At 38.9% G+C, this 21,670-nt stretch carries 20 protein-coding genes; 6 read left to right on the top strand and 14 right to left on the bottom strand.

From position 1 onward, the window contains the following. The first annotated feature begins 19 nt into the window (after positions 1-19). Positions 20-1,363, top strand: a complete 1,344-nt coding sequence (locus tag ACZYRN_RS07875) for an MFS transporter (protein ID WP_488910976.1) — start codon at positions 20-22, stop codon at positions 1,361-1,363. 135 nt (positions 1,364-1,498) lie between these two features. Beyond that, entirely contained in the window at positions 1,499-2,017 is a 519-nt protein-coding gene (locus tag ACZYRN_RS07870; RefSeq protein ID WP_488910975.1) for a DUF2179 domain-containing protein, read from the top strand. 192 nt (positions 2,018-2,209) lie between these two features. On the opposite strand, the gene ACZYRN_RS07865 is transcribed toward ACZYRN_RS07870, so the two are convergent. Both ACZYRN_RS07865 and ACZYRN_RS07860 read right to left on the bottom strand, forming a co-directional pair. Then, on the bottom strand, positions 2,210-2,731 hold the full coding sequence (locus ACZYRN_RS07865; RefSeq protein ID WP_488910974.1) for a hypothetical protein: 522 nt from the start codon (positions 2,729-2,731) through the stop codon (positions 2,210-2,212). 77 nt (positions 2,732-2,808) lie between these two features. Next, entirely contained in the window at positions 2,809-3,372 is a 564-nt protein-coding gene (locus tag ACZYRN_RS07860) for an iron transporter (protein WP_488910973.1), read from the bottom strand. A gap of 642 nt (positions 3,373-4,014) precedes the next feature. Between ACZYRN_RS07860 and ACZYRN_RS07855 the strand changes: the two genes are divergently transcribed. Further along, positions 4,015-4,689, top strand: coding sequence for a response regulator (locus tag ACZYRN_RS07855; protein ID WP_488910972.1), 675 nt, complete (start codon positions 4,015-4,017; stop codon positions 4,687-4,689). 6 nt (positions 4,690-4,695) lie between these two features. Further along, complete coding sequence (locus ACZYRN_RS07850; protein WP_488910971.1) at positions 4,696-6,096, top strand: sensor histidine kinase; 1,401 nt, start codon at positions 4,696-4,698, stop codon at positions 6,094-6,096. A 109-nt stretch (positions 6,097-6,205) separates the two neighbouring features. Here the strand turns inward: ACZYRN_RS07850 and ACZYRN_RS07845 are convergent, their stop codons facing one another. The 8 genes from ACZYRN_RS07845 to ACZYRN_RS07810 all read right to left on the bottom strand — a co-directional run bounded on the left by ACZYRN_RS07845 (position 6,206) and on the right by ACZYRN_RS07810 (position 14,991). After that, entirely contained in the window at positions 6,206-7,684 is a 1,479-nt protein-coding gene (locus ACZYRN_RS07845) for a hypothetical protein (protein ID WP_488910970.1), read from the bottom strand. A gap of 106 nt (positions 7,685-7,790) precedes the next feature. Then, positions 7,791-8,699, bottom strand: coding sequence for an FTR1 family iron permease (locus ACZYRN_RS07840; protein ID WP_488910969.1), 909 nt, complete (start codon positions 8,697-8,699; stop codon positions 7,791-7,793). 49 nt (positions 8,700-8,748) lie between these two features. Continuing rightward, the gene (locus ACZYRN_RS07835; protein ID WP_488910968.1) at positions 8,749-9,501 is read right to left on the bottom strand and encodes a hypothetical protein; all 753 of its coding nucleotides are present in this window, start codon (positions 9,499-9,501) and stop codon (positions 8,749-8,751) included. Positions 9,502-9,566: 65 nt separating this feature from the next. Then, positions 9,567-10,349, bottom strand: a complete 783-nt coding sequence (locus tag ACZYRN_RS07830) for a glycosyltransferase family 2 protein (protein ID WP_488910967.1) — start codon at positions 10,347-10,349, stop codon at positions 9,567-9,569. Further along, on the bottom strand, positions 10,346-11,809 hold the full coding sequence (locus ACZYRN_RS07825) for an alkaline phosphatase family protein (protein ID WP_488910966.1): 1,464 nt from the start codon (positions 11,807-11,809) through the stop codon (positions 10,346-10,348). Before ACZYRN_RS07825 ends, ACZYRN_RS07830 begins: the two co-directional genes overlap by 4 nt. Beyond that, on the bottom strand, positions 11,806-12,735 hold the full coding sequence (locus ACZYRN_RS07820; RefSeq protein WP_488910965.1) for a lysylphosphatidylglycerol synthase transmembrane domain-containing protein: 930 nt from the start codon (positions 12,733-12,735) through the stop codon (positions 11,806-11,808). Before ACZYRN_RS07820 ends, ACZYRN_RS07825 begins: the two co-directional genes overlap by 4 nt. Then, positions 12,719-13,711, bottom strand: a complete 993-nt coding sequence (locus ACZYRN_RS07815; protein WP_488910964.1) for an NAD-dependent epimerase/dehydratase family protein — start codon at positions 13,709-13,711, stop codon at positions 12,719-12,721. The genes ACZYRN_RS07820 and ACZYRN_RS07815 overlap by 17 nt, the downstream gene beginning before the upstream one ends. A gap of 71 nt (positions 13,712-13,782) precedes the next feature. Next, positions 13,783-14,991 carry a hypothetical protein gene (locus tag ACZYRN_RS07810; protein ID WP_488910963.1) on the bottom strand — a complete coding sequence of 403 codons (1,209 nt, stop codon included), beginning with the start codon at positions 14,989-14,991 and terminating at the stop codon, positions 13,783-13,785. A gap of 213 nt (positions 14,992-15,204) precedes the next feature. Here ACZYRN_RS07810 and ACZYRN_RS07805 point away from each other — a divergent pair, with 213 nt between their 5' ends. Then, positions 15,205-16,548: a UDP-glucose dehydrogenase family protein gene (locus ACZYRN_RS07805; protein WP_488910962.1), complete on the top strand. Its 1,344-nt coding sequence runs from the start codon at positions 15,205-15,207 to the stop codon at positions 16,546-16,548. Between the two features lie 259 nt (positions 16,549-16,807). On the opposite strand, the gene ACZYRN_RS07800 is transcribed toward ACZYRN_RS07805, so the two are convergent. The 3 genes from ACZYRN_RS07800 to ACZYRN_RS07790 all read right to left on the bottom strand — a co-directional run bounded on the left by ACZYRN_RS07800 (position 16,808) and on the right by ACZYRN_RS07790 (position 19,725). Then, positions 16,808-17,647, bottom strand: coding sequence for a TIGR03943 family putative permease subunit (locus ACZYRN_RS07800; RefSeq protein ID WP_488910961.1), 840 nt, complete (start codon positions 17,645-17,647; stop codon positions 16,808-16,810). 15 nt (positions 17,648-17,662) lie between these two features. Further along, entirely contained in the window at positions 17,663-18,535 is an 873-nt protein-coding gene (locus tag ACZYRN_RS07795) for a permease (RefSeq protein WP_488910960.1), read from the bottom strand. Between the two features lie 107 nt (positions 18,536-18,642). Continuing rightward, positions 18,643-19,725 carry a nitric oxide synthase oxygenase gene (locus tag ACZYRN_RS07790; RefSeq protein ID WP_488911133.1) on the bottom strand — a complete coding sequence of 361 codons (1,083 nt, stop codon included), beginning with the start codon at positions 19,723-19,725 and terminating at the stop codon, positions 18,643-18,645. 141 nt (positions 19,726-19,866) lie between these two features. On the opposite strand from ACZYRN_RS07790, the gene ACZYRN_RS07785 reads away from it, so the two are divergent. After that, positions 19,867-20,721, top strand: a complete 855-nt coding sequence (locus ACZYRN_RS07785) for a DUF2935 domain-containing protein (RefSeq protein WP_488910959.1) — start codon at positions 19,867-19,869, stop codon at positions 20,719-20,721. 89 nt (positions 20,722-20,810) lie between these two features. Here ACZYRN_RS07785 and ACZYRN_RS07780 read toward each other — a convergent pair whose 3' ends face one another. Continuing rightward, complete coding sequence (locus ACZYRN_RS07780; RefSeq protein WP_488910958.1) at positions 20,811-21,656, bottom strand: VOC family protein; 846 nt, start codon at positions 21,654-21,656, stop codon at positions 20,811-20,813. Positions 21,657-21,670 lie beyond the last annotated feature (14 nt).

Here is a 21,670-nt window from a genome sequence, read left to right as displayed (position 1 = left end):
TGAAGCAGGAGGAGATTCAATGGGAAACCACAATGAAGCACTTAATGGAAATACAATTAAATTAGATGATGCGCCACTAAATAAATTTCATATTAAAATTGCAGGTCTGACGTTCGGGGCTCATTTCACTGACGGATATATTTTAGGTATTGTCGGATTTGCACTTGCCTTACTGACCCCTCAAATGGATTTAACGCCATTTTGGGTTGGGTTAATCGGAAGTTCTGCTTTAATAGGTCTTTTCTTAGGCAGTTTAGTTTTAGGCTGGATATCTGATTATGTAGGAAGACAAAAAATATTTGTCTTTAGTTTTATCCTCATTACTGCTGCATCCATTTTACAGTTTTTCGCAGATAGTCCTACAGAACTTGCGTTATATAGAATCTTGATTGGGATTGGACTGGGCGGCGACTATAGCGTAGGGCACACGATGTTAGCTGAGTTTTCACCGCGTAAACATCGTGGGGTATTATTAGGATCATTTAGTGTTATCTGGACATTTGGTTATGTAGCGGCAAACTTGATCGGTATTCTTGCAATCGATACCTCTCCAGACGCTTGGCGGTGGATGTTAGCTTCATCAGCGATTCCAGCTGTCATTATTTTGGTTTTGCGAATGGGTACACCTGAGTCACCTAGATGGCTGATTAGTAAAGGCCGGGTGGAAGAAGCTCGGGAAATTGTCAAGAAACATGTCGGATCGAATATCGTACTTGATGATGAAACACCTGTACAAACGAACAGCAGTTTTGCAACTTTATTCAGTAAAGAGATAAGAAAACGGACTGCTTTCAACTGTATATTCTTTGTTTGTCTCGTTATCCCTTACTTCGCTATTTACACGTTTTTACCAAACATTCTGGATGCAATCGGACTGAGTCAAGGGTATGGAACGGATTTTCTGTTAAATGGACTTCTCATTATAGGTGCCGTTTTAGGTATTTTGTTTACGATTAAATTTTCTCGTCGAGGATTTTTGATCAGCTCTTTTATCGTGTTAATCATTTCGCTCACTCTTCTCAGTATTTTACCTAACAGCGCAACAGTATTCATGATTCTTTCTTTTGCCATCTTCACCTTGATCATGTCTGCTGTCAGTAACTTGGTTGGGGTATTTCCTGCCGAGAGCTTTCCAACAGAAATCCGCTCTTCTGGCGTAGGACTTGCAACAGCTGCAAGTAGATTAGGTGCGGCAGTTGGTACGTTCTTGCTTCCAATGGGGATTGCAAGTATAGGGATTCAATATACAATGCTCTGTCTCACAGCTGTACTTGTTATTGGCGCAATTGTATCAATCGCTTGGGCTCCTGAAACGAAATCACTTACGCTGAGTGAGGCAAGTAATACCGAAAATAAACATTAAAGGATAGTTATAAACCAAACTTGCTACAGGTTATTGTTTTCTCGGCTTACAGAAGAAGCCTTCATCTTTTCTGTAAGCTTTTTTGTTTTTTTATGTAACTAAACTTTGCACTTATAAGTGAGAAGGAGCCCACCCATGGATATATTATTGATCTTTTTACTTCAATTAATTTATGTACCGATCTATACGCTGCGGATTATTTTTTTAGTAAAGGAAAAAAAGTTCCTTGCTTCCATTTTAGGATTTATAGAAGCGTTAGTATATGTATTTGGTTTAGCCATTATCTTTACCGGTGAACAAAGTATTTGGGCCATGCTTGTATATGCGATTGGTTTTGCCTTAGGTATTGCCATTGGCGGATATGTAGAGGGGAAACTTGCCATTGGGTATACTACAATTGTCGCAAATATTACGAATAGAAATGATGATTTCATCTCAACATTACGCCAAGAAGGTTTCGGTGTCACATTATTTGTAGGTGAAGGGAAAGACAGTCAACGCTTTCAACTTGAAATCTTAACATTACGAAGCAGAGAAAAAGAGGTATTTTCGATCATACAAGAATATGAGCCTTCCGCATTTTTAATTTCTTACGAAGCAAGAAAGTTTAGAGGTGGCTACCTAGCGAAATCAGTAAAAAAGCATTCTATATAAGTTGAACTAGCCTTAGGAAATGTGACTAAAACACCTATGCTACCTTGAACTGTCCCCCTGCGGATTAATTGAAGATGAAATGACGTTTGTTAAATTTGGTGATAAATAACAATTCCGCTTCATATATTGAAGCGGAATTGTTCAGTTTCCTTCCCTAGCTACTTCCATCCATACTTTGAAACTATACTAACTTTATTCTGTTTCATTCCATCTCACATAGCTAGGTTTCTTTACTTTGAAGAAATCTTCCACTTTAAAATATCGGTCTAAACTTAAAATCAATGCATCTTTCCTAAAGAATAATAATCCGAACGCAGACGTATAGAGAGTTAAGCTAAGCAAATTCATATTACCGGAAAGGATAAAATTAATTTGCATAAATAAGCAGATAAAAATAGCTGGTAGCGTCATAAAGCCAACTATTAAGCATATGCCTATAATTATTTGGGTAATGGGTATTGTGTAATTTAAAAAGAACACATGATTCAAAGCGATCCCATCAATAAAGCTTTTGTAAAATTCGGGGACATTTGGCTTGTCCAATGCTTCTTTCAAATATTCTGTAAGGAACACCATCGGTTGGTCGTACCATGATACTTCCCCTGTTTTGCCTGTGATTTTGGTTAATCCTGCCAAAAACCACCCTGCTCCAAATAATACCCTCATGAGCACTACTAGAGATTTGATTATAGTATTATCAATTGATTTTTCCATATCATCACCTCTTAATAAATGAACTTTTTCTTATCAACTTTGAATTTCAAAGTTATATAAAATCTCCATTAATAATTTTACAATTCTTTAGACCCTTCATACTTAAATTCCCATTTAAATTCCATGGGTTCATAGAAACCTTTAACATCTTCAACGTGACGACCTAAATCAGGTGCGCTGATCTTATAAGTCAATTCATAATTACCTGATTTTGGAATATAAACATTTGAGGCATAATGTGGATCACCCGCCACCATTGGATAAAGTTGTCCTTCTTCTACCACTTTATTTGTATCTAAATCATGTATTTCATACTTAATTGTTAGATATGGAATCCATTCACCTTCATGAAATCCAAAAGTATTATCCTCCGTTGCATGAATATCTGCTTCTAAATGGATGTTACCTTTTTTACCCCCATGTTCAACAGGTGCTACTTCAACTGAATGAGGCATATAAACAGCATTAATCTCCATTCCGTTTTTATTTACCTGACCAATTATTACATCATCTCCAGCTTCTTCATGTTGCTCTTCATGTTGTTCTTCATGTTTTTCAGGAACCTTATCTTTTTGGTTAGTGCAACCAACCGATAATACAAGAATTACGACTAATACCAAAAATAATAATGATTTTTTCATAAGCTATACCTCCATATATGTTCTAAAGTGTGTAAAAAATGATTTCCTTTTTGACGGCTAATGACTTTCATTTATTTTCTTTTTCAACATGGCTATTTTCATATTTATTTCATCTATAGATGTACTTCTCGTTTAACGACTATTTTCTGTCACATTATAAATTCCTCCTAAATAGTAGGGAAATGCCAAAACCAATAATGATAATCATTATCAATAAATTAGGCAATGTCGTTATACTACAAAAAAAAAATTAACTATTCTTTAAAATAAAATTAAAAAAAATTAATTTTTTGTCTTAATGTTCCGAGGTGTTTCGCTGATGGCTTATTTTTTACCTTCCATCTAAGTTTTAAATTGTCTTGTTCAAGTCAAATGATTATAAAGATAGGTATTATCTATTAAATTTTATAGGATGCTCGTATACCGAGATTAGATTATTAATCATTGTTATTTATCAGCCTTGTAATAATTTTGACAGAGCAATAACATTGCTACCTGTTAAATTGTGTGTGTTATTAGCTTTTAAATGGAAACTATTAGTGGATTGACCGGTCCTATTAATCTAAGATATAGTTATAATAATAATGATAATGATTATCATTATTAAAATATAAAATCGGTGTATTTGTTGGGGGAAATGGAATGAGATTGCTATTGGTCGAAGATGAAATAAAAGTGGCTCGTTTTATATCACAAGGATTAAAAGAGCATCATTATGTTGTAGATGTGGCGCACGATGGTGAAATGGCCTGTGAGCTGGCTTATGCTGAAGATTATGATCTTTTAATTGTCGACCTTATGATTCCAAAGAAAAATGGGGCTCGATTAATCAAGGAATTGAGGTTGAACGGAAAAAATCTTCCTATTCTTATCCTCAGTGCCAAAGATTCTGTAGCTGATAAAGTAGAGGGACTCGATTTAGGGGCGGACGATTATATGACAAAGCCTTTTGCTTTTACGGAATTATTAGCACGTATACGTAGTCTGTTAAGGCGAAAACAAGAAAAGGCATCACCTTTTTTACAAATAGCAGACCTAAGGTTAAATCCCTCAACGAGAGAAGTGACTCGAGGAGAGCTGCCTATTTTTCTTTCCAATAAGGAATATACGATTTTGGAATTTATGATTAGAAATGCTCGTAAGATTTTGCCTCGAACTCTAATTCTGGAGCACGTTTGGATGGATGCTTACAATATAGGAACGAACGTAGTGGATGTTCATATTAATCACTTAAGAAATAAGATCGATAAAAACTTTGATTTAAAACTCATCCAAACGATTTATAGTGTAGGTTATATGATCAAAGGAGAAGAATAAGGCCTCATGAAGTTTGTAAACAGTATCGGATGGAGAATTACGATTTGGCATTCATTTATGTTTATGTTCATTTTATTCCTGTTTAGCCTATTCTTATTTATTACATTTACCAATATGTTAACTAACAAAATTGATTCGATGCTGGCCAGAGAGGGAGGCATGATTGCCTATTCTATTGAGGAGGGCTATCCGTCTTCCGAAATAGAAAATTATATGAATGGGCTGCCTGTTTCAGCAGGAGTTCAAAAAGAAGAATTATACTGGCAAATCGAAAACGACCAGGGCAAGGTCATCGCAGCCTCACAAAATCTGCAGGGTCAACGCATCAACGTCTCAGGAACTTTGAAGAAGATTGACGAAAATATCTTCAGCTCCGATCCTGAGCTGAATGGAATACCGCTTCGTGCGATGTCTCTTCGACAGCTATCACAAAATAAATGGACGTATACCATTACGGTTGCCACGTATGACAGGATACGGCATTTTGCCATCGATCAGTTATGGAACATTATTATCATCTGCAATTTCGGTGCCGTAGGAATTTCATTAGTAATGGGATGGCTTATTTCAAGAAAAACACTGCAGCCGATTCACAAAATCATTACGGCTACAAATAAAATTACGGCCACTAATTTGCATGACAGGCTGCCAATTGAAGGACCAGAAGATGAATTGCAGATCTTAGCTAAAACTCTTAATGACATGATTAACCGATTGGAAAGTTCCTTCACCGAAATTCAGCAGTTTACATCCGATGTTTCTCATGAACTTCGAACATCCTTAACGATTATTCGGGGAGAATTAGAAGTTGCCTTACATAGAAACAGACCAGAAGAGGAATATAGACGTGTGCTTCATGCTGTTTTAGAAGAGGTTATTTATTTGTCTGATATGGCGGAAAAATTCTTATATTTATCGAAAAATACCTCTAATCCAGGTCGGATAGAGCGAAAAATAATAGACGGAACCCTCTTATTTCAATATGTTAGCAAGCACTTATTATCTTTAATCCAGAAAAAACAGATTGAATTATATTTTCACCTACCAGATCCATTTATCCTAAATGGGGATGAAGATCTCTTGCGAAGATTATTTATCAATCTAATCGAAAATGCTATTAAGTATACGCCTGAAGACGGAACAGTGGAAATCAAGGCGTACAGTAAAGGAACGTTCGTTCATATTGAAGTCATTGATCATGGGATCGGGATTCCTGAAGAACATTTACCTTTTATTTTTCATCGATTCTATCGTGTGGACGATTCACGTACAAGAAGTCAAGGGGGAACTGGATTGGGATTGTCTTTATGCAAATGGATTGTTGAAGCTCACGAAGGAACAATTGAGGTTCATAGTAAGCCAGATGAAGGAACTAGAGTGCTTGTAAAATTGATTGCAAAGGTTTAAGCATCGATTATCAAATCGTGCTTAAACCTTTTTTGTTGTCCAACAAACTGTAGGGAAACGTGTACTTTTACGAACGTTTAATATAGAAATAAGTTGTTTCATTTCCCGGCTACTTCCATTCATACAATATGATGCGATCATACACAGGATCAAAAAGCGCGTTCGATTTAAATTCTTTTACTTTTTCAACTTTGTCCGTAAGGTTTTGTTCCTCGGTTTCAAATCCTTTCAGCACTTTATCGGTTAATAAGATTTGGCTGTTTTTATAATACGATTGGTCATGAAGAAAAATAGAATACGTTTCAACTTGATTGTAGGAGACAGGAACATGTAAGTACTCGAGTACTCTCGTTTCTTCCCACGCATAGATGACTGCAGGCTCATCAAGCTCTTTTAAGTAGCTTGCCAGCTGATAAGTCGCTGGCTCCCGGGTGGCTTGTTCTTTTAGAAGAAGAAAGGTCTGAACAGATTGCCCGATTAAGAGCATCATAAAAAGAACCAAAATAAGGGAATGGCCAAACCTCTTTAACACATTTAACAACAGGAGAAAAAGAAGGAACATCACTATAGGAAGTATGTGTCTAGGCTTGTCAATATTTTGAGCAAAAAGAGCCCAGAAAAAATAAGAAATCCCCATTATGACAGCTAATGGCCCTCCGGAATGTTGTTTTAAGACACTCCATCTAAAACGATAGAGAAATAAGCCAATCAATAAAACATATAGCACAAATAAAAAGAGCGATTGGGAAGAGACTCCGGTCCATATTACGTTATCGATCATAAGTGTTTTTGCCCTTTCGGAGAAGGGTGTGCTGCTTGCTGCCGCTGTATTGCCCCAGCTATTGAAATGGCCGCTTGTAAAGGCAAGGGACAGTTTTATAAATCCTTTTAAACTGCCTTCTGAGAAAATAAGAGCCCCTACCCAGAAGAATTGAAACAGCACAGCTACGCTTAAATGAAACACAATTTGTTTCACGGTGTACTTTTTTAATGACCATTTTTGATAAAACAAGTAAAACAGGCCTACAGCGAATGGCAAGTAAGACAATCGAATTCCTAGCAAGACACTAAACAAAAATAGCGGTAAAATCTGAGCCATACGATTGTTTTCCTTTAGTGCTTTTTCGATGCTCCAAAAATACCACCATAAGCAAGCCATTGCAGCTCCTTCTGATATTGGCTGGTTGACCATAATCAGCATATAGCTAGAAGAGTATAACAGAGAGACCATAAGCAAGCTCGATGAACGGGCAAGAGACTTTCTTGCCAGTTGATACATCGGAAATAAAGCACTAACGTAAAATAAACTATTAAAAACCGTTAAGGCCGCTGTTTGATTTTCTACCCATGTATGAACTACTTTTCCCCCTAAGATGAAATAAGGATAGCCGGGAAAATGCGGCTGCATGGCCATTAAATCATATCGATCCAAAGCCAGCGAAAAATCAACCTGGTCCCAAGTAGCCGCAAAAGAATTAATGTACGTTAACTGGGTCCACAATAAAAAAACGATGGATAGAATGCTTATCATCATAACGACGCTGTTTGACACATGCCATTGTTTAACCAACCGTTCTTTCTTCCCCATGTCGTCACCCTCTTCCTAATGTTAGATAGAGCTTAAAATAATCTTCTTCACAAGGAAAAAAGTACAAGGCATCTGCCTTGTACTCCTTGTAGAAAATAACGTTCTATTATGCTTGTGTTTTTATATCGCTGATCTGGGTTGATCGTTCTTTCTTCTCCATCCCTTTATTGGACGTTAACAAGTAAATTCCAACAAAATAGCCAATGTAGGCAATGACTTCTTCAATGGACGGCATAGAGGAATATCCGAATAACGCCTTCAGAAAAATGCCGATATCTCCTGATAAGATAGGAGCAACACCATGATCCCGCAAATAGTGATCATAATCAATGGAATGCTCTGGAAGGAACCAAGTAAGGTCATACAGATGCGGAATCACGCTTCCAATCATACTTAAATCCTGCATCATTGAAATGGCTTGCACGAAAAGACCAGCGGCAATCAAAATAATAAACACACTGGTAATTTTAAAGAACGTTTTAAGCTGGACTTTCATCGTGCCTTTAAAGAAGAAGTAGGAAACAACAGCTGCAATGAGAACCCCTGTTATCGCTCCCCAGCCCTGTATCCCAGCACCGATGTTGCCCCCTGTTATCGCAGCAAAGAAAAAGACTGTTTCGACTCCTTCACGCAAGACGACTAAAAAGGAATGAATGACCATGCCAACGATGTTGCCCGTTGAGATAAAACCATTCATTTTCCCTTCCATCTCCCCTTTTAAGTCTTTGCTGTGGCTCGCCATCCAAAACACCATCTGGGTTAGCAGGAGAGCGGAGACCAGCATAATGCCGATCTTTAAATACATTTCGCTGCCCATTGACGTAAAGCCGGTAAAAACAACTTGGAACAGCATAGCGACGCCGGCACTTGCCAGTACAGCAAGCCCCGCTCCCAGCCATACGTACTTTGTATATTGTTTGTTGTCCATTCGTTTTAAATACGTGGTGATGATGCCGACAATCAATAAGGCTTCCAACACCTCACGGAACATGATTAATAACGCTTGTACTTCCAAAACCTTTTCCTCTCCTCACATAGGAAATATGAAAGATGAACGTCTACGATCATTTTTTCCGTTTACGTCTTGCCACAACAATAACGGCAATGAGAAGTCCAACAATCAGTAAAAGCGGAATCCAATTTCGTATATTTGAAACATCCGTCCATTCATTTTTTCCGTTATCTGTTTCTGTCGCACTTTCTGAAAAATGTCCAATTTCTAAACTTTTCAAGTCAAACTCTTTTTGAAGTGACGTTAAAACCTTTTCCTTGCTCGCATTAAACTGATCTAAATCCGCTTCTTGTTTCCCAACACCAAAAAGTCCCGGGTTTCCTAAAGCCTTTAACGCTTGATCAAATTCTGCTTTTACTTCTTTATCCAGCTCTGGATTACGTGATTCAACTTTAGGAGACAGCGCTTCATATGTCGCATGGCCTTTTGCCAGCAATCGCTTACTCGTATCATATTCTGAGAAGTTTTTTTCTATGTTTTCCAATCGTCTAGCTATATTTAAAACAAGAAGTTGATCCATATTCTCAATCACTTGTTCTTTCTCTTCATCTTCAAGATTTTGAAGAATGATTTTTGCCGGTTCCGGCCCCATATGCATGTCCACTTCTTCTTTTACAGTCTCAAAATGCTTTTTTGCCGTCGCATAATCGGCTGGATTTTTATCTAATTCAAGCATCATTGCTTTGTATGCTTCTGCTAAGGCTTCTTCATTTGGATCCCCATATGTATAGGCATCTGCAGATAACACATTTATATTACTTAAAATAAAGACAAACAAAAAGGATAAAAACAACGATTTTTTCATAGTAAATCCTCCTATATAAATGATAATGATTATCACTGAAAAAGTCAATTTTTATTTTGCATCCATTACATAATTTTTTGCTTTTGAGCTTTTAATGTATGGTTATCTTTAAGGTCTATCTTATGGGCGCTAACATTTATTTTCACTTTTCGAACAGGTCGCCTTAATTCTTTCCAGATCGCAGGTATAACAGACCGTAAGTACCCTCTAAATGTAATAAAGGATTCTCCTTTCATGCGCACCTGGTATTGAATCGGTACTTCCTTTACTCGAAAGCCTTGTCTGACAAGGTTAAACGTCAAGACTTGTGCATAATTGTAATCATGGATGATTTCTCCATGCTTGAGTGCTTGACGCGTAAAGGCTCTCATCCCTGATTGTCCGTCAAAAATCCACTTTTTCAATACGATGCTTTGGAGAAGAGTAAACACATAATTTCCGAGACGGCGGTGAAGCTTCATGCCTTTAATCGTCCCTAAAAAACGGGAGCCCATCGTATAATCGGCTTCTCCTGCAAAGATTGGCTGCAACAGGTCTGGAATCTGATTGGCCGGGTATTCGCCGTCTGCATCAATCATGACCCCGATATCCGCTCCCCGGTCAAAGCATTCCTTTAACCCCGCCCGCACCGCCGCGCCTAAACCGCAGTTTTTTTCAAAGCTAACGATGAAATCGGCTCCTGCAGATTTGGCTATGTTTACCGTGTTGTCTGTTGACCCATCATCAATAACGAGCACTTTTACGTCCACCTGATGATGAAATTGTCTCGGAATGCGCTGAATCACTTCCCCGATTGACTGTTCCTCATTATATGCCGGCAGAAAAACAATCACTTGCTGTTTTTTCATCGTTTCTTCTCTTCTTTCTGCACGATGGCGTCCATTAACACTTTTCCACGGCTATGGCTCGGATAAGGAGCTCCCAATAAATAAGATAAGGTTGGCGCTAATGAAACGAGGCTTTGTTTTTCTTCTACTTTTTTCCCTTTGGCAATATTCGGTCCATGCACAAAGAATGGAACGAAGCGCTCGCCTTCATCTAAATGGCCATGCCCGCCGATTCCATCCGCCTGTCCGTGATCCGCACAAATGAAAAGCGTTGTGTCATTCATTTTGCCTTCTTGCTTCAGCCAGGAAACAAAGTCTTCTACTAACGCATCGGCTTCTTGTATTTTTTGTATATATTCATCATATAATACGCCTCGGCTGTGGCCCGTTTGGTCCGTCGCGATCATCTGGACGATAAATAAGTCCGGGTCCTGTTCTTTCATGATTTTTTTCGCTCTTTCCATAATGTTTGGATCTGCTTTGTCGTTATGCATCACAGCGGTCACGGTTTCGACATCACTTCCCATAGAATCCACCAAATGGGCAATTCCGAGCAGCCTGCCTGTTTTGCCTACTTTTCGTAAGGAATCAAAAATACTTTCCACCTTGATCCCAAGCTTCCAGACCATATTGGACTTAATGCCGTGCTCCATCGGATAGGTGCCGGTGAACATCGAGGAAAAGCAGACGACTGTTCTCGCAGGATAGACGGTTTCCATATTCGTATATTCCGTGCCATTTTCTTTTAACGAATCTAAAAACGGTGTGTTTGCTTCATAAAAACGTTCTTTTCTCATGCCATCAATGACGATCACAATTACTTTTTCAGTGAGACTTTTTCGAGGATCCGGAAACTCTTCTTTCGTGTAACGTTTATACATAGCCGGTTTCCAGTCAAAAAGATTGCGGTGCAGGATGTAGGCAATTAGTAAAACAAATCCATAAAACAAACCCAAGTTCATCATATCGACTTCTCCGCCGACTCGATTTTCATCAAAAACCCATTCCCATATGGATAAAACTAATAAAAACTTTGGAATCTGTTCCTGTGCATTCCCACTCGTTGAATCACTGTTTTTCATAACAAGCTTCCAAAAACGGGTAAAATTCAACCATGACGTTCCGATTCGCAGATGATAGTAAAACGTCCCCCAGAAAAACACAGTAAAAAAGAAATAAAGACCGATCGCTAAAAACAAAAGCTCTACTTCTACTTTGTTCCATACAATTAAATACACGATAAACGGGACCCATAAATAATTTCTTAAAAACAGCGGAAAATCAAACAAATAAAAAAGGATTAACAAAGGGACCACGTAGAAAAACGCGCCAAAAAGATCCAACGCTTCCATCGATCCGAGAGCCGCCAGATGATACAGCAGCATGGTTCCAACTACAAAAATCGGTGTAAAGGGTTTCCCTTCATTTAACAAATTCCAACAGCGTGCAGCCACTTTCTCAAATTTAGATGCACTTTTCATTTTTCTCTCACTCTCCTTACCTTGATCCATTCTTTCAATGTGTGAAGCGAGATCGGATACAGCAGTAATACAGCGGCTCCCGCTATATAAGAAACCGCAAATTTCAACGCATGAGTGACAATAGCGATCGTGTAGCCTTCCTTAACCGGAAAGCCAAATAAAGTTAAAGCAAACACAAGAAAGCTTTCATAATTGCCAATGCCGCCTGGTGTGATTTGAAGAACCTGCCCGGCAATGGTGACACTATTGGCAAATACCGATGCTATAAAAGACAAATCTCCATTCAGCATCCTCACCGTCCCATATAGAATTCCAGCTTCAAGCACCCAGCTAAAAAAGGTGAAGGCAATAATGAAAAACCCCTTTTTCCCGGAGAACGCTTTTTTGAACAATTGAATATGCTTGTTCAAAAAAACGGGCGCATAATGGTGAACGGCGAATAAAACAAGCAGACTAATAAGGGTGCTAACGATAACGAGCCAAAGCGGGAAGCGGAATTGAACCTTCAAAGCCCATAAGCCAATCATTGCCATGCCAACCAAGCAAAACAGATCCAGCAATCTAAGTACAAACACAGAATGAAAAGCTTCATCATCCTTCAACATGGGCTCTCTTGCGCTGGCTATTTTCGCCCGCGCCAGGTCTCCCACTTTGATAGGAAGCAAGTGATTGATCAATAAACTGTATAAAATGCCGATAAGACAAGTTGAAAAGCGGGCTTTTCCATTTAAATAAAGCTTCCATGCAACCGCCTTTAAGCAAAAGGAAAGAAAATATACCATTAGAACCGCCACGAGCAAGATAGGCTGCTGAAAGATTTTTTTTATACTGTTCTCCAAATGGTTTCCATCGAAGAAATAAAGCGTTAAATAAGCAAAACCAGCGAGTATTATAATGGAAAGCACCGTTTTAAAGGAATGCTTCATTCTCTTTCGCCCATTTTACCGTTTCAGCGAGCCCCTTTTTAAACTCCGTCTTCGGCTCATAGCCAAGCTGCCGCTTTGCTTTAGCAATATCCGCCCATGTTTTTAATACATCTCCGGCGCGGGACGTTTCCTTGTTTATTTGCATATCTGGAAAATGCTGTTTTAGTTCTTGCAATAACGTATCCATCGTAATTGGCCTTCCCGAGCCAATATTTAAAATGTCACTATTCTTTTGGACCGTCAAAGTCAGATAAATACCTTCGATGATATCCTCTATATAGGTAAAATCACGAGCTCTTCCCTCACCAAATACAGTGATTTCTTCCCCTCGCATTAACTGCTTGATAAACTGGCCGATCGCCATATCGGGTCGGCCCCATGGACCATACACCGTGAAAAACCGTAAAATATTCATCTGAAAACCGTACAAATCTTCATACACATGGCAAAAAGACTCTGCTGAAAATTTGGAAGCCGCATAAGGTGAAATGACTTTTCCGTTTGCCATGTCCTCGGTAAAAGGCCCTTCTTGATTTCCGTATACAGAAGATGACGAAGCAAACACAACGTTTGAAGCTCCGGCTTTGCCTGCGGCTTCTAACACATTGATCGTCGCTTTAATATCAGCGTCTACATACTCAAGCGGCTTTTCAATGGAATAGGCTACTCCGGGCAAGGCAGCTAAATGAACAATTGCATCTGGCCGGATTCGGATAAATTCAGCCTTTGTTTCGTCCGAATTCAATAAATTAAGGTCACGATAATGAAAAGCACCGTGTGATTCAATCGTCGTTACATGTTTTCTTTTTCTTTCAATAGAGTAATAAGGATGAAGACAATCTATTATGTACACTTCATGGCCTTCTTTTATCAGTTTTTTGGCCAGATGACTGCCGATAAATCCGGCTCCACCTGTTACAATGATTTTCAAGCCTACCACCTCAGTCATGTATTCAATTAAACGCTTCTTCACCATCTTATCAATCCTTCAGGAAAAAAGGAAAAAACCTTGTGAAATAAACAAGGTTTTTTCCGGAAAAAGAAATTTTACTTTGCTTTTTCAATAACGGTTTGCAATGTGGCTTCCAATTCCTTTAATACAGGCTCGCCTGCTGCTTTATCTTTTGCTTTTGCTGCTTCAAGATACTGCTGTGCTTGTTCTGTTAATTGTGTATAAGCTTCCTCGCCAAGCAATGTTTTAATGTCTTGTCCAATTACATCAATGAACAGGGCACCTTCTAAAGCCGTAATAACCGATTTGTCTTCTCCCCACAATTCAATGCTTTCTGTGTACTCGTCAATCGCCGTTTGAGCAAATCCACGTACAAATGCTTTGTTTACTTGAGCCGCATCCAATGTTTTAACATCTGTCTGCAAATCAAATTGTTTTTCAATAAAAGCCGCATCTTCCGGCGCATGGTTTGTTAAATATTTTGAAAGTGACTGATAAAAAGCCCATCCTTCTGCTTGTTCCACTTTTGCCAGCTGCTCATCTTTTGTCGCTTCTTCAGCCGCTTTTGTTGCGTAGCCGTTTGGAATCGCACCTGTTGCCAAATAAAATGTTTTCATTAACGTTTTATCTACTACTTGTTTACCTAGTTTGAAAGCAAGCAAATCATCGGCTTCAACCGCTTTATCGATTTCATCAAACCCACCGGCAATCGCATCTACCATTAATGTTTCATTCGCAGCATCGCGCTTTTCAACGGTTGATTTAAGGATCGCGTAAAATTCTTTTGCTTCCTCAACTTCCGCTTTGACTGCTTCTTTATCTTTCCAGTTTTCTTCCACTTCCGTAAATTCATGCTTCATCGTTGTGTAGAACACTTTTTGCATTAATTTATCAAAAATTTGCTTTACAACCACTTTGTCCATTGAACCGTCTTTACCAGCTGCCAGTGCCGCTGTAATTTGCTCGTCATGCTTGCTTTCATTTTCTGCATCGCGCTCCTGAACTAAACCTTGCAAGTTAGCTGTATAAAGTTCCGTCACTTTGTCATAATCTACTTCTTTTCCTTCTTTTGCTTTATCGAGTTCCGTCTTTGCTTCGTCAAATACTTGAGCGTAGTTTACTTCTTCTGTTGCTGCATCATCCGTTTCCGCTTTATTCGTTTCTTCTTCTGGTGCTGCTGTTTCTTCAGTCGTTTCTGCAGGTTCCTTTGTTTCTCCACCGCCGCTACAAGCCGTTAAAAGCGTTGCGCTGGCACCTACTATTAAAAATTTTGCAAAAATTCGTTTTAATTCTCTTTTCTTCATAAAACTATCCCCTGTCCCATTAATTTTATATATTTTGATAATGATTTTCATTTACATTTCGAATTATAGAGAGAATGATTTTCAATGTCAACAAAATTTTAAAAATAACGAACTCTTTTTATTTGACTTACAGTATCGATTCATGTACTTTGTTTTTTTGTACAAAATAAGAAGGCAGCTAAGTTATACTATTATGCAGTGAGAGGAATTATTATGAATAACATTACAATCATAGGCGCAGGGCACGTGGGCCTGATAACGGGTGTCTGTTTATCAGAGATAGGCCACCAAGTGATATGCTACGATGTTGATAAAAAAAAAGTGAACCTCTTACATACAGGTACCTCCCCTTTTTATGAACCTGGGCTCGATAAATTATTGAAAAAGAATGTGAACAACCGGCGTTTATTTTTTACAGACAGCCCAGAAGAAGCCTTATCAGACGCGGACATCATTTACATTGCGGTAGGGACACCAAAACGGCGAAACGGCGATATTGACCTTACGTATATTCACAATGCGGCTGCTACAATCGGTGAATATACGAACAAAAATAATATCATTGTTGTAACGAAAAGCACGGTTCCTGTGGGGACAAATACGAATATCAAGCAAGTCATCCAAAGAAATGCACGAAAAACACGAAACATCACCATGGTGTCAAACCCTGAGTTTTTAAGAGAAGGTTCCGCAATCCGGGATGTTTTTTGCGCAGACCGAATCGTTATCGGTTCGGATTGTCCGGAGTCTGCCGCAATCATTGAAGAAATAAATAAACCATTTAATGTTCCTGTTTTTAAAACAGATCTTCATAGTGCAGAAATGATTAAATACAGTTCCAATGCTTTTTTGGCCATGAAAATCAGCTTTATAAACGAACTCGCGAATCTATGTGAAAAAGTGGGAGCTGACATTGAAGAGGTGGCGGCCGGAATGGGGCTTGATTCCCGAATTGGCCGTGAGTTCCTGAAGGCTGGAATTGGATACGGAGGTTCTTGCTTTCCGAAAGACACCCGGGCAATGCTGAAAATGAGCGAAGAAGCCGGAGAGAGAGCGGACATTTTAAAGGCCGTGATGAAAGTGAATAGCCGTCAACGCTATGTATTGGTGGAAAAAGCAAAAAATTACTTTGGGAACTTAAACGAAAAAAAAGCATCGGTATTAGGCCTCGCATTTAAGCCTAATACCGATGATATTCGTGAATCACCGTCCATCATGATCATAAACGAGTTACTAGCAAATGGTGTATCCGTTACGGCTTATGACCCAAAAGCAATGGAAAATACAAAAAAAATGATGGGAGAAAAAATTCAGTATGCATCGTCTATTGAAGAAACACTGATGGATACAGATATGGTCTTTATCAATACGGATTGGGATGAAATTAAAACATTCTCTCTCGGTCAATACGAAAAGTTGATGAAGAGACCGGTTCTATTTGATGGCCGAAACTGTTACTCTTTAGACAATGTATCGGAATATAAGATTGATTATTTTTCAATTGGCAGGCAGCCGTGCTGTAATGCTTTGAACAGAACCTGGACACCCTCCACATAAGACGGCAATATCTTGCGCGCAATACTTAAACTCCCCCTCTTACTTTGTTAAGACGGGGGATTCCTGCGATTACCAGGCGAACGATCGATGTTAAACGTCGCTAATGTCTCATCGATCAGCTGATTGTTGAACCCGTGGTTTCATTCATCCCCCCCCCCCCCCGGAATAAGTGCTTTCTTGGATTCCCATTCTGGGATTGACACTGTAAGTTTGGGGCCTCACTTTTTATATTTCTTTAATTTCCATCGCTATTACAAATCTAGGACATTCGATAAGTGTAAGGATCTTCAGGCTCTTCAATCGTATTCCACTCCTCTACTAAGAGAAACGGAATTGTTGCTTTAAATGGCTGATAATATACGGATGATAACGTCCCTTTTACATGGATCCATTCGTCATCCTGAAGATCCATTTCTTCGGGAAATTCTACTAACATGCCAAAGGCTCCTGAATCTGCTACGCAATGAATAACACCAAAGCGTAGTACAAAGAGTTGATGATCATTCACCGATTCTCCTTTAAAAGAAAAACCATCAAACTCAATCGTTTTGTTCATAAATTCACCAGGGAAGTTATAAATGGTTTCCATTCCTTTTAAGTAGTTATCATCCTTTAAAACAACGCTCTTTTTAGAGGTGAATTCCTTCAGCTCTTCTTCCATCAATTCATCGTATCCTTCTTTTCCATAATACACACTTGTATCAGGCCGTAAATATTGAGTCTGGGCATATTGATCGGATGCTTCAACCTCTTCAATTGCTTGGAAAGAAAACCCCTTCGATTTTACAAGAGTTGAATCAAGCGTTGCAATTGGCAAAAAAAGTCCTGTCGCCAATGGAAAAATAAAAATCCCATAATGTATCCATCTCCAAAACAGCGGCTTATCTTTTTCATGCTCATGTGAATGATCACAGCAAGGCTCCTCTTCAGAAGTTGTGGCAACGTTATATATTTGCACAATCGTGAGAATAGCAAACGTAAAAATAGCGATATACGAAATATACTCATATTTCATATTAATATATTTCGATATGTTACCTGATGTATGAAGATGCCAAAAGAAATACGTAAAGACCATTAAAACCAATGCACGAAACATTTGTTTTCTCCTTCCTTACAACAGTAATGAGCCCAGGAAAACAAACAACGCAATAAGACCAATTAAATTAAAAACAAATCGTTTGTTAAATACACTAAGCATCATTAACATATTTTTAATATCAACCATCGGTCCAAAAACGAGAAAGGCCACCAATGCACCCGTTGAAAATGTTCCTCTAAAGGACGAGGCGATAAAAGCATCCGCCTCTGAGCATAGCGATAAAATATAGGCCAATCCCATCATGACCAGTGAAGATGTTACCTCTGTTTGACCAAGTTCAATCAATGTAGACGTTTTCAAAAAGGTCTGCATCGATGCGGCGATAAAAGCGCCCATAATTAAATATTTACCAACAGAAAAAAATTCATCCACCGCATGACGAAGCATATTGATAAACTTCTTTGAGAATGTTTGAGAAGCAGACTGATGACTGTGTGTATGAGCTGCTTTTTTCAAGAGTTCATTGCCTTTAAATTGATAAGATAAAAGAATACCAATTAAAAGGGCAACAATCAAAGACAATCCACCCCGATACAGCACCATATTCCACTGATTTCCAAAAGCGATATAAGTAGAAAATAATACGATAGGATTAATAATGGGTCCTGTTAACATAAAAGGAATGGCTGTATGAAGAGGGACCCCTTTTAACAATAACCTGCGGACAATCGGAACAATTCCACATTCACAAGCCGGAAATAAAGCCCCAATCATGGTTCCATATAAAACGGCCAGAAAGCGGTTTTTCGGCACTACTTTTGCCACCATTTCTTCACTAACAAACATCTGGATAAATCCTGCGACAAAAACCCCAATTAACACAAACGGAAATGCTTCTATTAAAATACTAATAAATATTGTATTTAATTGTAAAAAAACAGACAAAGTAAGCCTTTCCTCTCCAATTTTATTCGATTATTTTTTCGTTCGTCTTTAATCACATAACAAGACGCAGGGTATAAAAATGCTGAATTGTTGGCTTTACTAATAAATTAATACGGTGAAGTTTGATAAAAATAATTCGGCTTTTGAATCTCATTTTTATAGGTTTTATGATAAATATGTGTGGCAGCTGGTGATATTGGCGGGATGAGCCAGGCCCAATTACCTGTAACGGATCTACCCATACCCGTTTCTTTTTCTTCAAATTTTTTAAACTGTTGGGCCGCCGTATGATGGTCAACGATACTAACCCCATCTTCCTTAAAAGAATGTAACACAGCTGTATTCAATTCCAGCAATGCCCGATCCTTCCATAAAGACCTATTGCTTTTTACATCCAATTCCATTAAAGATCCTATTTGAGGAAGCATATTATATCGCCCTTCGTCAGCCAAATTTCGCGCCCCTATTTCCGTGCCCATGTACCACCCATTAAAAGGGGCTGCTGTATACGTAATGCCTCCTATTTCAAGCTTCATATCCGAGACCATGGGGACGGCATACCATTTAAGTTGTAAATCTTCAAACCATTGATAATCAGGGTGACGAATAGGAACTTCAAGAAGGAGTTTATCTGGAATATCAACTAAACGTGGACGTTGCTCATTCATTTGAATGACTAACGGTAAAACATCAAATTGACCAAATTTTGGTTCCCATCCGAGCTTTAGGCATACCTCCGTAAAAGCCAAGGAGGCCGGGTCTCCTATAACACCTTGTTCCATCTGATAACCTGCGTAACGAATTAATTGGTGATTCCATATACGTACCGTTTTACGAGTCGTTTTCTGCGGGAAAATCGTGATGGCAGGGCGTATACGGCCTTTATTCGTTGCCGTCTCTATATGCTCAAATAAAGCCTCAATGATTTCTTCTTCTGTGTTTACATGTCTCTTATCTATTACATGTAAATGATCCCAAAATAATCTTCCTATACAACGATTACTATTTCGCCAAGCCATTTTTGCTCCATATTCCAATTCTTCTGCTGTATGTTCATAATACCCTTTGCTTCCTAACTCTTTCTTAATATAACTTAGCCTATTTTCTAGTTCCTGATCCGTTTTATGTAGTTCTCTGTAACGAGAACGAATAAAGTCCTCTGCCTCTTTCAGTATATCGTTAATCAACATAAAGCCTCCTACGATCATGTCCTCATAATATACCATAGACAGATTTGAATAAATACGAGGCATATTTACCATGATTTCTCCACTTTATCTGTCATGTTCTGGCTCTTTTTCTGATGGAAACTTATTTCAAGAGAAACCAACATGAAGTCCTCTCTCTTCGAATACAATAGGCGTGGGAAATACAACGAGAGAGGTGAGTGGGCGATTCCTACATTTGTGACACAATCATTGGAGGAAATTCGATTTTGGTCACGGATTATGAAAGAACACGCTTTCTTTTTAAGTCTCGGATTTACCGCTGATCAGACAGAACTTATTAAAGAAGCCAAACAATTTATTGTGATATTTGAACGGATTGAAGAACAAGTTAGCCAGTATAATGAAAAAACGGATCCCGAGGTCATTCGAAAACTAAACATTCAAGTGTATCAAGCAGTTGCTTCTATTTGGGCTTATAAACGAAAAGTACTCGGACTCATATTAAGTTGTAAAATCACTTCAAATAATTATCCATTATTAGTTGACCATGTAAGCCGGGAAGCGTATTATTTTGCGAAACGATTGAAGGAATTGAATGAAGGAAAACTGAAACCTTTACCTGAAGCCATTATTAAAGAAAATGTCTTTTTCTTAAAGATCATGGCAGACCACGCGAAGTTTATCGGCCATTTGTTAGATCCTTCCGAGCGGAAACTCGTTGACCAAGCCCAAGAGTTCAGCAATGATTTCGATCAACTTCTTTTCCAAGCACAAGATTTGGACAGCATGCGTCCACAATCTGAAACAAAACCACTATTGGAGCAGTTTCTTGATCAGAATCGGGTGTCTGTTGTGTCGCTGCGGGACTTTAAGAAAACAGCACGGGATTTAATTGAAGCTTGTAAAATTAAGAGCAACATTCCCGCGCTTCTTGCTGATCACGTCTACCGGGAAGCAGACCACTTTCTTGATATTATTGATGCGTTTGATGCTCACCTTACATCACAAAAAGCGTAATGCTCCGGTTTGAACAAAATAAAGCGGCTGCCCCTTTTAGAAGGAAGACAGCCGCTTTATTATATGTTGTTTTGCCCCTTGAGTATTTTTCAAACGACTAATCGAATGTGATTTCCTGCTGGATCTTCCGTCACAAAAAAATCATCTTCAGCTATCACGGAAGCACCTATTCCCTGCAATTGTTCGATCGCTTTTCCTCTCGCCTCTTCATGTGGAAAGACGATCGTATACCAGTTTAACCCAACGCTGCTTTTCTGCGGAGCGGGGGCACCTGCACCTTGCCATGTATTAATCGCAATATGATGATGGTACCCGCCAGTAGCCATAAAAACAGCTTGAGGATAATGACTGACGACCGTAAAACCGAGTCCTTTTATATAAAATTCTTCTGCTTTTTGCAGATCGGATACGTGCAAATGAATATGACCCATAATCGTATCAGCCGGCAGCCCGTTCCATTCTGAATCGCTTTCGGCAAGAAGGCTTTCTCCATTCAAAGGGTCCGTTACCATCGAGACTTCCCCATTGGCCCACGTCCATTCAGAAGAAGGCCGGTCTCTGTACACTTCAATGCCATTTCCGTCTGGATCCGTAATGTAGAGTGCTTCACTTACAAGATGATCCGACGCGCCAAAACGGTAGCCTGTCTGAAGCAAATGCCGTAAAAAGATAGACAAGTCCGCACGATTAGGCAGTAAGATGGCAAAGTGATATAAACCGGATGTTCTTCCTTCTTTCGGTGTAACATCAATAGGCTGCTCAAGCGTTAATAACGCTGTTTTTCCATCTGTTGTTAAGACCGCTTTACGGTCTGTTTGTTCCAACACTTGAAAACCGATTACTTCTTGATAAAAAGCGAGTGCGGCCTCTACATTCATGACGTTTATACTAAGCGGTCCGACAAATGTATTTGGTTCGCGATGAAAATCTTCCATTTTTATGATCTTCC

Source organism: Domibacillus sp. F004 (assembly GCF_057814295.1).
This window is presented reverse-complemented; position numbering and strand designations above follow the sequence as displayed.

What these genes read in the sequence shown, in the direction of transcription:
- ACZYRN_RS07780 (WP_488910958.1), bottom strand. Translation starts at nt 21,656, where the DNA reads ATGGAAGATTTTCATCGCGAACCAAATACATTTGTCGGACCGCTTAGT.
- ACZYRN_RS07830 (WP_488910967.1), bottom strand. Translation starts at nt 10,349, where the DNA reads ATGAAAAAACAGCAAGTGATTGTTTTTCTGCCGGCATATAATGAGGAA.
- ACZYRN_RS07805 (WP_488910962.1), top strand. Translation starts at nt 15,205, where the DNA reads ATGAATAACATTACAATCATAGGCGCAGGGCACGTGGGCCTGATAACG.
- ACZYRN_RS07870 (WP_488910975.1), top strand. Translation starts at nt 1,499, where the DNA reads ATGGATATATTATTGATCTTTTTACTTCAATTAATTTATGTACCGATC.
- ACZYRN_RS07790 (WP_488911133.1), bottom strand. Translation starts at nt 19,725, where the DNA reads ATGTTGATTAACGATATACTGAAAGAGGCAGAGGACTTTATTCGTTCT.
- ACZYRN_RS07845 (WP_488910970.1), bottom strand. Translation starts at nt 7,684, where the DNA reads ATGGGGAAGAAAGAACGGTTGGTTAAACAATGGCATGTGTCAAACAGC.
- ACZYRN_RS07810 (WP_488910963.1), bottom strand. Translation starts at nt 14,991, where the DNA reads ATGAAGAAAAGAGAATTAAAACGAATTTTTGCAAAATTTTTAATAGTA.
- ACZYRN_RS07785 (WP_488910959.1), top strand. Translation starts at nt 19,867, where the DNA reads ATGAAGTCCTCTCTCTTCGAATACAATAGGCGTGGGAAATACAACGAG.
- ACZYRN_RS07865 (WP_488910974.1), bottom strand. Translation starts at nt 2,731, where the DNA reads ATGGAAAAATCAATTGATAATACTATAATCAAATCTCTAGTAGTGCTC.
- ACZYRN_RS07820 (WP_488910965.1), bottom strand. Translation starts at nt 12,735, where the DNA reads ATGAAGCATTCCTTTAAAACGGTGCTTTCCATTATAATACTCGCTGGT.
- ACZYRN_RS07850 (WP_488910971.1), top strand. Translation starts at nt 4,696, where the DNA reads ATGAAGTTTGTAAACAGTATCGGATGGAGAATTACGATTTGGCATTCA.
- ACZYRN_RS07875 (WP_488910976.1), top strand. Translation starts at nt 20, where the DNA reads ATGGGAAACCACAATGAAGCACTTAATGGAAATACAATTAAATTAGAT.
- ACZYRN_RS07835 (WP_488910968.1), bottom strand. Translation starts at nt 9,501, where the DNA reads ATGAAAAAATCGTTGTTTTTATCCTTTTTGTTTGTCTTTATTTTAAGT.
- ACZYRN_RS07815 (WP_488910964.1), bottom strand. Translation starts at nt 13,711, where the DNA reads ATGGTGAAGAAGCGTTTAATTGAATACATGACTGAGGTGGTAGGCTTG.
- ACZYRN_RS07855 (WP_488910972.1), top strand. Translation starts at nt 4,015, where the DNA reads ATGAGATTGCTATTGGTCGAAGATGAAATAAAAGTGGCTCGTTTTATA.
- ACZYRN_RS07800 (WP_488910961.1), bottom strand. Translation starts at nt 17,647, where the DNA reads ATGTTTCGTGCATTGGTTTTAATGGTCTTTACGTATTTCTTTTGGCAT.
- ACZYRN_RS07860 (WP_488910973.1), bottom strand. Translation starts at nt 3,372, where the DNA reads ATGAAAAAATCATTATTATTTTTGGTATTAGTCGTAATTCTTGTATTA.
- ACZYRN_RS07825 (WP_488910966.1), bottom strand. Translation starts at nt 11,809, where the DNA reads ATGAAAAGTGCATCTAAATTTGAGAAAGTGGCTGCACGCTGTTGGAAT.